This is a genomic window from Kitasatospora sp. NPDC057015 (assembly GCF_042673745.1).
In the GTDB taxonomy this organism is placed as follows: Bacteria; Actinomycetota; Actinomycetes; order Streptomycetales; family Streptomycetaceae; genus Kitasatospora.
The window spans coordinates 172,435-185,115 of sequence record NZ_JBHUSG010000014.1; the positions used below are offsets into that span (position 1 = coordinate 172,435).

Consider the following 12,681-nt stretch of genomic DNA (forward strand, 5'->3'; position numbering starts at 1 on the left):
GTGCCAACGGCCGGTGCCAGTCCTGCCCTTGTGGGGATGGGACGGGCACCGGCCGCTACCTGTTCAGCCGTGCGGTGCCGGGCTGAACTACTTCTGCTTGACCTCGACACCGGTGAAGACCGGGTTGCCGAAGGAGTCGAACTTGACGTTCTGGACGTTGTTGGACCAGCCGGAGTTGGTCTTGTAGTACCAGAGCGGGATGGCCGGCATGTCCTTGGCCAGGACGGCCTCGGCCTGCTGGTAGAGGTCCGCGGTCTTCTCGACCGAGGTGGCCTGGTCGGCCTCCTGCGCCAGCTTGTCGAACTCGGGGCTGGAGTAGCCCGCGTCGTTCGCCGAGGCGCCGGTGCCGTAGACGTCACGCAGGAAGTTGGCGTTCAGCGGGTAGTCCTGAACCCAGCCGGTGCGCATCATGCTCGGCACGGCCTTCTTGCGGATGATGTCACGCGAGGTCTTGAAGTCGGGCTTCGGGTCACCGAGGCACTCGACGCCGGTCGACTGGCGGATCGAGTTGCAGACCGCGTCGACCCACTCCTTGTGACCACCGTCGGAGTTGTAGATGATCGTGATCTTGTTGTTCGGCACGCCGCCGCCGGCCTGGATGAGCTCCTTGGCCTTGGCCGGGTCGAACTTGCAGGCGTCGCCGCAGGCGCCGGCCTTGTAGCCCATGACGCCGGGGGCGACCCAGCTGTCGGCGGCCTGACGCGAGCCGTTCAGCACGGTCTTGGTGATGGTGTCGCGGTCGATCGCCATCGACAGGCCCTGGCGGACCTTGGCCTTGTCGACGCCGGCCCAGTCACCCTGGTAGAGCGCGAACGAGATGTTCTGGATGGCGCCCTGGGCCTGGTCGACCGCGCGGTTGCCCAGGTCGGCCTTGTAGGAGGCCAGGTCGGTCGGGTCGACCTGGTCCAGCACGTCCAGGGTGTCGGAGGTGAGGTCCTTGTAGGCCGCCTCGCCGGACGAGTAGTTCTTGAAGACGATGCCGCCGTTCTTCGGCTTGTCCGTGCCGGCGTACTTGTCGTTCGCGGCCAGCGTGATCGCCTTGTTGTGCTCCCACGAGACGAACTTGTAGGGGCCGTTGCCGACCGGCTTCTGGCCGTAGCCGGCCGGGTCCGCGAAGAAGCCGGTGGGCAGCGGGAAGAAGGCCGAGTAGCCGAGCTTGTACTGGAAGTACGAGACCGGGCCGGTCAGCTCGATGGTGAAGTGGGTGTCGTCGACGACCTTCAGGCCGGACATCGCGTCGGCGGTCGGGTCACCCTTCTCCGGGTGCACGGCGTCGTAGCCGGCGATGTCGGAGAACCAGTCCGAGTTGATCTGGTTGTTCTTGGTGTTGGCCGACCAGTTCCAGGAGTCCACGAAGGACTTGGCGGTCACCGGGGTGCCGTCGTGGAAGGTCCAGCCGGACTTCAGGGTGACGGTGTAGTTCTTGGCGTCAGTGGTCTCGATCTTGTCGGCCACCTGGTTGCGCAGGGCGCCCGAGGCCGGGTCGTAGTCGACGAGGCCCATGAAGAGCTGCTTCACGATGCGGCCGCCCTGGTTCTCCATGGCGTTGGCCGGCTGGAGCGGGTTCTGCGGCTCCGCGCTCTGGTAGCTGAAGACGCCCTGGGCGTTGACGGCACTGTCGGAGCTGCCACCGCTGGACGAACCGCTGCCACAAGCAGTTGCTGCGAGGGCGACAGCAACAGCTGCGACAACCCACTTGGCCTGGCTGGCACCGCGCATCGGTGTGCCTCCTGAAATCCGTGTTTGCAAACGTGGAGAGCACCGGGGGGAGTGGCCGGCGACAGCGCCTGGCCGGCGGTGCTTCCTCGCTCGAGGTTCGGCGCGCACCCCTGCGCGTAACCCTTGCCCGAGCCTGACTGCACCCACTATCCGTCACACACGGATACGAAAGCGACGAATACGGATCTCAATTAGGTCACATGAACGGTCAGTAAGTTTCGAAAATCGGACATTTGAGACATAGCCAGACAGGTATTAAACGGACAGTTGTCATGAATGACGGATTGTCACGTTCGCTCAGCGGACATTCAGGTGTGATAGAGGCCTCTTCGGCGCTACGCGCGTCGACAGCGCTCCGTTAACAGACAGCGTTCACTTAACAGTCGGGATTGCGGTTAACGCGGCCCGTGTCCGAAGCCCGGGGGGGCGCAAAGCACAATTCGCCGCGGGCATGACATCAATCGGCGGACCGAGCGTTCCGTGGACGATCAGTTCCGGCGGCGGAAGCCGCCGCGGGATGCTCCGGCACGACGGCGCGGATCCGCACAAGGGCCGTTGCGAACCGTCTCCGGGCACGAAAAACGGCCGCCGTCCCTCCTCCCTCGCGGGAGGCGGGACGGCGGCCGGGGGCGCCGCGTCCACGGCGCCGGAGCACCGCGGCGGGCGTCAGCCCACCGGAGCGGGCGTCAGTTCTTCTTGGCGCGCGAGGCCGTGCGGCCGCGCTCCTTCTGGTCCAGGACGACCTTGCGGATGCGCACGGTCTCCGGGGTCACCTCGATGCACTCGTCCTCGCGGCAGAACTCCAGCGACTGCTCCAGCGAGAGCTTGCGCGGCGGCACCAGGTTCTCGGTGGTGTCGGAGGAGGCCGCACGCATGTTGGTGAGCTTCTTCTCCTTGGTGATGTTGATGTCCATGTCGTCCTGGCGCGAGTTCTCGCCGACGATCATGCCCTCGTACACCTCGGTGGTGGGCTCGACGAACAGCGTGCCGCGCTCCTGGATGCCCATCATCGCGAACGGCGTCACGACACCGGCGCGGTCGGCGACCAGCGAACCGTTGTTGCGCATCCGGAGCTCGCCGAACCACGGCTCGTGGCCCTCGAAGATGGAGTGCGCGATGCCGGTGCCGCGGGTGTCCGTGAGGAACTGGGTGCGGAAGCCGATCAGGCCGCGCGACGGGACGATGAACTCCATGCGGACCCAGCCGGAGCCGTGGTTCGTCATGGTCTCCATGCGGCCCTTGCGGGTCGCCATCAGCTGGGTGATCGCGCCGAGGTACTCCTCGGGGCTGTCGATGGTCATCCGCTCGACCGGCTCGTGGGTCTTGCCGTTGATGACCTTGGTGACGACCTGCGGCTTGCCGACGGTCAGCTCGAAGAGCTCCCGGCGCATGGTCTCGACCAGGATGGCCAGCGCCAGCTCGCCACGGCCCTGGACCTCCCAGGCGTCCGGGCGCTCGGTCGGCAGCACGCGCAGCGAGACGTTACCGATCAGCTCGCGGTCCAGGCGGTCCTTCACCATGCGGGCGGTGACCTTGTGGCCCTTGCCGCCCTTGCCGACCAGCGGCGAGGTGTTGGTGCCGATGACCATCGAGATGGCCGGCTCGTCCACCGTGATCAGCGGCAGCGCGATCGGGTTCTCCGGGTCGGCCAGGGTCTCGCCGATCATGATGTCCGGGATGCCCGCGACGGCGCAGATGTCGCCGGGGCCGGCCACCTCGGCCGGCTTGCGGGTGAGCGCCTCGGTCATCAGCAGCTCGGTGATCTTGACGTTCTGGATCGTGCCGTCACGCTTGATCCACGCGACCTGCTGGCCCTTGCGCAGCTCGCCCTGCTCGACGCGGCAGAGCGCGATGCGGCCGAGGAAGTTGTCGGCGTCCAGGTTGGTGACGTGCGCCTGGAGCGGGGCGTCCTCGTCGTAGACCGGGGCCGGGACGTGCTCCAGGATGGTGGAGAAGAACGGCTCCAGCGAGTCGCTGTCCGGCGGCACGGTGCCGTTCTCCGGCTTGGTCATCGAGGCGACGCCGTCACGCGCACAGGCGTAGACGATCGGGAACTCGATCTGCTCCTCGGTGGCGTCGAGGTCCAGGAAGAGGTCGTAGGTCTCGTTGATGACCTCGTCGATCCGGGAGTCCGGACGGTCGGTCTTGTTGATGCAGAGGATGACCGGGAGCTTCGCGGTCAGGGCCTTGCGGAGCACGAAGCGGGTCTGCGGCAGCGGACCCTCCGAGGCGTCGACCAGGAGGACGACCGCGTCGACCATCGACAGGCCGCGCTCGACCTCGCCACCGAAGTCGGCGTGGCCCGGGGTGTCGATGATGTTGATCGTGATCGGCGCGCCACCCTCCTTCGGGTGGTACTTGACGGCGGTGTTCTTCGCGAGAATGGTGATGCCCTTCTCGCGCTCCAGGTCGTTGGAGTCCATCATTCGGTCGTCGAGGTGCTGGTGGGCGGCGAAGGCGCCGGCCTGCTTCAGCATGGCGTCGACCAGCGTGGTCTTGCCGTGGTCGACGTGGGCGACGATGGCAACGTTGCGGATGTCATTGCGCGTGGGCATGCGGAGCGGATTCTCCCGGAGTCGTGGGTTACGGCGCCCGGCTGCGTGACGCCGACCTGCGATCCCTGTTGATCGCCGCCGCCCGTTCCGCCTGCTACTACCGGTCCACCCGCCGGGCAGACACGCCACGGCTTTCTCCTATGGTACTGGGAACCACCCAGCTGGGCCGAAACGGCCACGTGCCCCCGCCTGCGGAGCGGGGGTGTCGTCGGTCACCCGGCACGGTCGTGACCCTGCCGGCGGGCCCGGGAGAGGGTGTCCGGGGCCCCTCTCGCGGTCGTGCCCGGACGGCGGTCAGAGCTGGTCGATGGCGGTCAGGTCGATGTCGATCGCGAACGGCAGCGCGAGCTTCAGCTGCTCCCGGTGGATGCCCACGGCGACGTACTTGCGGGTCGGGGCGTCCAGTTCGTAGACGTGCACCACCGGCCGGCCGCCCTCGCGCTCGACCAGCCAGAAGTGCGGGATGCCGGCGCCGGCGTAGAGGTCCGGCTTGCGCTCGCGGTCGCGCTCCTCCGAGTCCGGCGAGACCACCTCAACGGCGAGCAGGACGTCGGCGGGCCGAAAACTGGTCAGCTCGGGGCCGGTCACCGCGGAGGCCTTGACCACCATCAGGTCGGGCTCGGGGCGCTGGCGGGGGCCGAGGGTGACCGTCATCTCACGGCGCACCCGCAGGAACCCCGGGGCAGTCACTCTCAGGCCCGCCATGAGCAGGTCGATGGCGACGCTGTGAAAGTCACGCTGAGGGCTCACGAGTACCAGGCTCCCGTCGATCAGCTCCGTGTGCGGAGGCAGGTCGGGGAGCCGGTCGAGGTCTTCGGCGGTGAAGCCGCCCTCCGGCGGAATGGCCCAGTCCGGCATTTTCTCGCGAGTCATCGTCGCTCCCATGGACGGAAGTCTGGCCCTGGTACTCAGCGTAGCGCCGCGACTTCCCTGCGGGTTCACCCTTTCGTGGGGATTGGTCAGGTGGTGGCCAGGAATCCGAGGTCCTGGTAGCGCGGCCGGGCGAAACCGTACGCCCCCGCGCCGGCCACGCCGGTGCGGACGGCGACCAGATCGGGGCGCTGGTAGAGCGGGACGGAGTGGCCGAGCTCCCAGATCCGGGCGTCGGCCTGCTGGAGCAGCGAGCGCTGGGCCGCCGGGTCGAGCTCGGCGGCGGCCCGGTCGAACAGGAGGTCGATCTCCGCCGTGCCGGTCCGGGCGTAGTTGGAGCCGAGCTGCGGGGCGCCGTCCGGGCCGGGCTGCGGCTTGGCGTACACCGCCCGCTCGTCGGTTGCCGGGGAGGCGGTGGCCGGCCAGGAGAACAGGGCGAGGTCGAAGTCGCCCGCGGCCAGCGGGCCGCTGACGAAGCCGTCGGCGGGCACGGCCCGGGGTCGCACCGCGATGCCGGACCCGGCCAGGTCGGCGGTGAGCGCCTCGGCGGTGCGCAGGGCGGTGGCCGAGCCCGCGGGCAGCAGCAGGGTGAGCGCCAGCTCCTTGCCGTCCTTGACCCGGGTGCCCGAGCCGGCGCTCTTCCAGCCGGCCTCGTCCAGCAGCCGGGCGGCCGGGGCGTCCCCGACGGCGGCGCTGTTGTCCTGGTAGCCGTCCTGGCCGGCCGCCAGCAGGTGGTTGCCGAGCGGGGTGGCGGCCAGGCCGAGCGGGGTCAGGGCGGCGTCGGCGATCTTCCGGCGGTCGATCGCCCGGGCCAGCGCCCGGCGGACGGCCGGGTCGGTGAGCGGCGCCCGGGAGGCGTTGAGGGTGAGTTCGGTCAGGGCGGGCGCCGCCGCCCGGTGCAGGGAGAGGCCGGGCAGCGACTCGGCCCGCTTGAGCGCCTGTGCGGAGGCCGCCGCCAGTGCGACCCCGGCGGCGGCGTCCGGCGGAGCGGCGGCGGCCGACTGCGCGGAGGCGGACGGCGCGGCGGACGTGGACGGCGCGGCGGACGTGGGCACGGCGGGCGGGGACGACACCGCGGCGGGTGCGGCCGCACCCGACGTCACCGGGCCGGCCGGGGTCGTGCCGGCCGCCGCCTGGACGGCGCCGGACTGCGGCCCGCCGGCCGTGTCGACCGCGTCGGTCAGCGCCGCGATGTCGAGCTTGCCCTGGTCGAGGGCGTCGAGCCGGTCCGCGGCCGGGACGGCGAGGAAGTCGATCCGCTCGGCCTTCGGGGTGTCGCCCCACCACTTGGGATTGCGGACCAGCGCCGCCCGGCCCGCCGCCCTGTCGTACTCGGCGAGCAGGAACGGCCCGCCCGAGGTGTGGAACTCCCCGGCGAGCGGCTGGTTGAACGCCGCCGGCGAGGCGGTGGCCGCGGCCGGGTAGAGCGGGCCGAACAGGGCCCGCCACTGGGCGTACGGCCGCTTGAAGGTGACCTTGACCTCGGAGGGGTCGGCTCCCTGGGTGACCGATTCGATGGCGTCGTACCCGGCCGGGCGGGCCGCCTGGTACGCCGGGTCGGCGCCGGCCAGGGCGCTGCGCTGGGCGGAGAAGTCGGCGACCGAGAGCGGGGTGCCGTCGCTCCAGACCGCCTTCGGGTTCAGCTTGTAGGTGACCACCTGCGGCGACTGCCCGGCCGGCGTGGACTCGGCGGAGAGCAGGTAGTCCGGGTCGGCGGTGGGGCGGGCGCGGTCGTCGAAGCGGAAGAGCGAGGGGAGCACGGCCCGGGCGAGCAGCCCCGAGTCGGCGGTGGCACCCGGCTGGTAGACGTTCAGCGTCGCGGGGACGGACTCGACGGCCCAGCGCAGCGTGCCGCCGTCGCGGACCAGGGCGCGGTCGGCGGCGCTGACGTCGGAGGCCGACGGGGCCTGCGGCTCCGGATCGTCCGAGCAGCCCGCGAGGGCGGCGGCGAGGAGCAGCGCGGCGGCTGCGGCGGTGATCTGGCGGGCGCGCATGCTCGGCTCCGTCGGCTGGTCGGGTGACCCGATGACCGGGGTGGGTCACCACTCAACGCGACGGCGCCGCCCGCGCCGGGCCCGACACGGCGAACGGTTGCGCCGATGCACCCGCGTGGCGGACAGCCGGGCTCCGGCCGTCGGCGGGCGGGCCCGTGGCGGCGCCCGTCAGAGGCTCAGCTCGAACCAGACGATCTTGCCCTTGGGGGTGCGGCGGCTGCCCCAGCGCTCGGCCAGCAGACTGACCAGTTGCAGGCCGCGGCCGCCCTCGTCGGTCTCCTGGGCCCGGCGCTGCCGGGGTTGCGCGTACCCGTCGTCCCAGACCTCGCAGACCACGGTGCGGTCGCGCAGCAGCCGCAGCCGGATGTCGCCCCGGCCGTGCCGCAGGGCGTTGGTGACCAGCTCGCTGACCAGCAGCTCGGTGGTGTCGACCAGCTCGTCCAGCCCGCGGGTCAGCAGCCAGCTGCAGGCCAGCTCGCGCGCCTTGGCGACCGAGGTCGGCTCGGGCGGCAGCTGCCAGTCGCCGACGGAGTCCTCCGGGAAGGCGTGCACCTTGGCCATCAGCAGGGCGATGTCGTCCTCGCCGTGGTGCGGGTTGAGCTCGCCGAGGACGTGGTCGCAGAGGTCCTCCAGGCTCTTCGCCCCGGCCGAGAGGGCGAGCCGGAAGGCCCGCAGCCCCTCGTCCAGCTGGTGCTTGCGGGACTCGACCAGGCCGTCGGTGTAGAGGCCGAGCAGGGCGCCGTCCGGGAGGGTCAGCTCGACCTCCTCGAACGGCTCGCCGCCGACGCCGAGCGGCAGGCCGGGCGGCACGTCGAGCATCCGGGCCGGCTCGCCGGGGCTGAGCAGGACGGGCGGCAGGTGGCCGGCGTTGGCGAAGATGCAGCGCCGGGTGACGGCGTCGAAGACCGCGTACACGCAGGTGGCGAGGTAGACCTCGCGGGCCTCCTCGTCGGCGGGCGAGGTCAGCCGGCCGTACGGGGTCGGGCCGGCCGCCGGGGCGGAGTCGTCGCCGAGGCCGCGGGCGATCTCGTCGAGGGCGGTGAGCACCTCGGCCGGGTCGAGGTCGAGCATCGCGAGGGTCCGCACCGCGGTGCGCAGCTGGCCCATCGCGACGGCGGCCCGCAGGCCGCGGCCCATCACGTCGCCGATCACCAGCGCGGTGCGGTTGCCCGGCAGCGGGATGATGTCGAACCAGTCGCCGCCGACCTCGGTGTTGTTGTTGCTGGGCAGGTACCGGCAGGCGATCTCCAGGCCGCTGGCGGCCGGGTTCCCCGGGGGCAGCAGGCTGCGCTGCAGGATCAGCGCGCGCTCGTGCTCGCGGCGGTACAGGCGGGCGTTGTCGATGCAGACGGCGGCCCGGGCGACCAGCTCCTCGGCGATCGCCACGTCCCGGGCGTCGAAGGGCTCGCTGCCGATCGCGCGGGAGAGCTGGACCAGGCCGAGCACCTGGTCACGGGCGACCAGCGGGACGATCAGGGTGGAGCGCAGCAGCGGGTCGGGGCCGGGCTCGGGGATGACGCTTCGGCCGGTGCGCAGCGCGCGGGCGTGCGGTGAGCGGCGCGGGTAACAGAGCGTGCCGCCGGCCTCGGCGACCGGGAACCCGGCCACCGAGCCGAGCACCGAGGAGGCGCCGCCGACCACGCTGGAGACGGCGACCCGGCGCAGTTCGCCGCAGCCGTCCGAGAGCGGCTGCTCGCCCAGCCGGCCGGCCCGCGGGGCGCTCTCGCCGGTGAGCAGGGCGGTGTAGAGGTCGACGCTGGCGAGGTCGCAGAACGGCGGGACGACGACGTCCAGCAGTTCCTTGGCGGTGGTCTCCAGGTCGAGGGTGGAGCCGATGTGCGCGCTGGCCTCGTTGAGCAGCGCGAGGTTGCGCCGGACGCCGTCGGCCTCGCGTTCGGCGACGTGGCGGCTGGTGACGTCGGAGACCTGCCCGGCCACGCCCATCGGCTTCCCGCCGACGCCGTCGAGGCGGTAGAGCGAGATGGCCCAGAGCCGGTTGCCGTCGACGGCGGGGACACCGTGGAAGCGCACGTCGAACACCGGTTCGCCGCTCTCCAGCACCTTGCGCAGGGCGGCCGCGAGGCGGTCGGCCTCGTTGGGCGGGAAGAGGTCGTGCGGGGTGAGGCCCTCCAGGTCGGCGGCGCCGAGGCCGACGCCGGAGGCGAAGGCGTCGTTCACCCGCTGCAGCCGCAACCCGGCGTCGAAGAGCACGAAGCCGGTCGGGGTCTGCCCGAAGACGGCCTCGGAGGCGGCGAGGTCGGTCTCGATCCGGCGCAGCCGACCGAGGTCGACGGCCAGGCAGGTGGCGCCGGAGGCCGGCAGCGCGCTGTCCGGCATCAGGTACAGCTCGGCGAGGCTCTCGGTGCCGGCGGCGTCCCGGTAGGGGGCGGTGCCGACCCACTCCTCGCCGGCGAGGATGCTCTCCAGCCGGGCCCGGCCGCGGGCCCAGAGCTCGCGCGGCACGAAGGTGGTGATCGGGTCGGCGCCGACGGCCTCGGCGGCCGGCAGGCCGAAGAACTCGGCCGCGCGGTCGCTCCACTGGCAGATCCGGCCGTCCGCGCCGATCGCGAAGGTGGCGACCCGGATGTAGTCGTAGATGGATCCGGGCTGGCCGTGGCCCCAGCGGGCCAGGCTCGCCGGGGCCGGCCTCGGCAGGCCGCCCGGGGCAGTGGACTGTCCGGGCACGGCGACATGACCGCTGCTGCTCGGCGCGCTCCGCGCCGGGGTGCTGTTCAACGGACCGACCCCTCCAACCCGCGACCGTCCGGATGTCGAGAAGACCGAGTATTCATCATCGAGGGGTGAGCGCACACGCCCTCAACATCACAACATCAGATCGGGCGAAGGTTTTTGTCCGGCCGCCCGCGCACCCACAATGCCACGTCCGCCCCCCGTGCCGTCGAGCGCGCTCCCCCGGACCCCTCCGCGGCATGTCATGTCCCGTTCTACTCGCGTCACTTCTCCCCCGGCTCCATACCCGGGAGTGCCTGTTCGAACCAGACGACCTTGCCGATCCCCTCGGCCCGCGCGCCCCAGCGCAGCGCCAGCCGGCGGACGAGTTCCAGCCCCCGGCCGCCCTCGTCGGCCTCGGCGGCGTGCCGCTCCCTGGGCGGGTCGGGCAGCGGGTCGGAGATCTCGACCAGCAGCGTGCCGCCCAGCGTCAACCGGACGCCGATCGGCGCGCTCGCGTAGCGGACGGAGTTGGTGACCAGCTCGCTGACCAGCAGCTCGGCGGTGTCCGTCAGCTCCTCCACCCCCCACTCGGCCAGCGTGGCGCGCACCAGCCGGCGGGCCCGGGCGACGGCGGTCGGCTCGGCGGGCAGCGTCCAGCCGGCCGTCGGGGTGCCGGCCTGCCCGTGGCCGAGCCGGGCCAGCAGCAGCGCGACGTCGTCGGGCTCGCGGCCCTGCTCCATGGTGCCGAGCACCGCCTCGCAGGCCTGCTGGATCGAGGCGTACGGCTCCTCCAGCACGGTCAGCAGCCGGCCGAGGCCGACGTCGAGGTCCTTGTCGCGGGACTCCACCAGGCCGTCCGTGCAGAGCGCCAGCAGGCTGCCCTCGGGGATCTTCAGTTCGATCGACTCGAAGGGCACGCCGCCGACTCCGAGCGGCGCCCCGGACGGCAGTTCGAGCACCCGGCCCTCACCGCCGGGCAGCGGACCGCCCGTCCTGGTCGGCTCCTCGGCGAGCTCGCGGGGGACGATCAGCACCGGCGGGATGTGCCCGGCCTTGGCGACCACCAGCCGGGCCGTGGCGGGGTCGAAGACGGCGTAGATGCAGGTCGCCAGCAGCGCCTCGTCCGGGCTCTGGGCGAGGTCGTCGGTCAGCTCGTGGACGTGCCGCAGCAGGACGTCCGGCGGCAGGTCCAGCCCCGCCAGGGTCCGGACGGCGGTGCGCAGCCGCCCCATCGTCGCGGCGGCCCGCAGGCCGTGGCCCATCACGTCCCCGACCACCAGCGCCGTCCGGTCGCCGGGCAGCGGGATGACGTCGAACCAGTCGCCGCCGACCTCGGTGCCGCTGCTGCCGGGCACGTACCGGTAGGCGACCTCGACCCCGGTCGGCTGCGGGACCTGCTGCGGGAGCAGGGTGCGCTGCAGGGTGAGCGCCGCGGTGCGCTCGCGGGCGTACAGGCGGGCGTTGTCCAGCGAGCTGCCGGCCCGGTCCGCCAGCTCCACGGTGAAGGCCAGGTCGTCGCGGTCGAAGCCCTCCCGGTAGCCGGCCCGGCTGACCAGCAGGAGGCCGATCACGATGCCGCGGGCCCGCAGCGGGACCACCAGCATCGAGTGCACGCCGAGCTCGTGGGCGGCCTGCATCTTCGGGTCGCCCGGGTAGGTGACCTCGCTCAGCTCGTCCGCGCCGGAGAGCAGCTCCGGCACGCCGGTCCGCAGGACCCGGCCGCAGACGGAGTCCTCCGCGAAGGTGATCCTGGCCCCCCGCCGGAGCATCACCTCGACCTCGGGGCCGTCCTGGACGGAGGCGGTGCCCAGCTGGAGCAGCGAGGTGCGGCGGTCGTGACCGTGCCGGGGCAGGTCGTCCCCGTGGGCGACCGCCTGCAGCAGGATCACCGCGGCGTGGTCGGTCAGCCGGGGCACCACCGCGCTGGCCAGCTCCTGCGCGATCCGCGAGGCGTCCAGCAGGTCGCCGACCCGGGAGCCGAACTCGTTCAGCAGCGACAGCCGGCGGCGGGCGTGCTCGACCTTGGCCACCGCCCGGTAGCGCTCGGTCACGTCCATCACCGTGCCGGAGATGCCGAGCACCCGACCCGCCCGGTCGGTCATCCGGCTGTAGGAGATCGAGCGGAACCCGGCCCGGGCGGTCACCGGGGAGGCCAGCGTGACGTCGATGACCGGCTCGCCGGTGGCCAGCACCTGACGCTGGATCGCGGTGATCTCGTCGGCGGCCCGCTCGGGCAGCGTCTCGCCGGTCGTCCGGCCGGTGTGCTCCTCGATCGAGACGCCGTTCATGTCGGCGAGGGTCTGGTTGACGGCGGTGTAGCGCAGGTCGGTGTCGAGCACGGCGATGCCCAGCGGGGACTGCTCGAACAGCGCGTCGCGCACCGCCAGGTCCCGCTCGACGGCCTGCAGCGCCTGCGCCTCGGCCAGCGCCACCTGGAGGAACGGCGTGCCGTCGCCGTCCACCAGCAGCGAGATCCTGGCCTCGACGGCGACCGCCTGGCCGTCCCGGTGCCGGATCTCGGTCAGCCCGTGCCAGCGGCCGTGCCGCAGGGTCTCCTCGATCGCCGCCCTGGTCCGGGCCACCTGCTCCGCGTCACCCAGCAGGTCGTCGATCCGGCGGCCGACCAGCAGCTCGCTCGGCCAGCCGAGCAGCTCCTCGGCGGCCGGGCTCCACAGCACCACCCGGGCGGAGGTGTCGAGGATCGCGATGGCCACCTTCACCACGTCGAACAGGCTGCCGCGGGTGCGCACCCCGGGCACGGCCACCAGCGGCGAGGCGTCCGGGAACGGCAACCCCGGACGGCCGCGCGCGCCCGCCGGCGGCGGCCCCGCGTGGACGATCGGCAGCGTGGGGCGCGGGCCGGCGTCGAC

Annotated in this window: 6 protein-coding genes; all 6 read right to left on the reverse strand. The window is 72.3% G+C overall.

Translation table 11 applies throughout. The features are described from left to right. Positions 1-87 precede the first annotated feature (87 nt). A complete protein-coding gene (locus ACFTWP_RS16775; RefSeq protein ID WP_380265286.1) occupies positions 88-1,719 on the reverse strand; it encodes an ABC transporter substrate-binding protein in 1,632 nt (543 codons plus the stop codon). 686 nt (positions 1,720-2,405) lie between these two features. Beyond that, positions 2,406-4,274 (reverse strand): translational GTPase TypA, encoded by a 1,869-nt coding sequence (gene typA, locus ACFTWP_RS16780; protein WP_380265287.1) that lies wholly within the window; start codon positions 4,272-4,274, stop codon positions 2,406-2,408. Between the two features lie 294 nt (positions 4,275-4,568). Next, complete coding sequence (locus ACFTWP_RS16785; protein WP_190214563.1) at positions 4,569-5,147, reverse strand: Uma2 family endonuclease; 579 nt, start codon at positions 5,145-5,147, stop codon at positions 4,569-4,571. A gap of 86 nt (positions 5,148-5,233) precedes the next feature. After that, on the reverse strand, positions 5,234-7,138 hold the full coding sequence (locus ACFTWP_RS16790; protein WP_380265288.1) for an ABC transporter family substrate-binding protein: 1,905 nt from the start codon (positions 7,136-7,138) through the stop codon (positions 5,234-5,236). Between the two features lie 168 nt (positions 7,139-7,306). Next, a complete protein-coding gene (locus tag ACFTWP_RS16795; protein ID WP_380265289.1) occupies positions 7,307-9,874 on the reverse strand; it encodes a SpoIIE family protein phosphatase in 2,568 nt (855 codons plus the stop codon). A gap of 218 nt (positions 9,875-10,092) precedes the next feature. Further along, positions 10,093-12,681, reverse strand: a 2,589-nt coding sequence (locus tag ACFTWP_RS16800; RefSeq protein WP_380265290.1) for a SpoIIE family protein phosphatase, incomplete at its 5' end; no start/stop codon positions are given.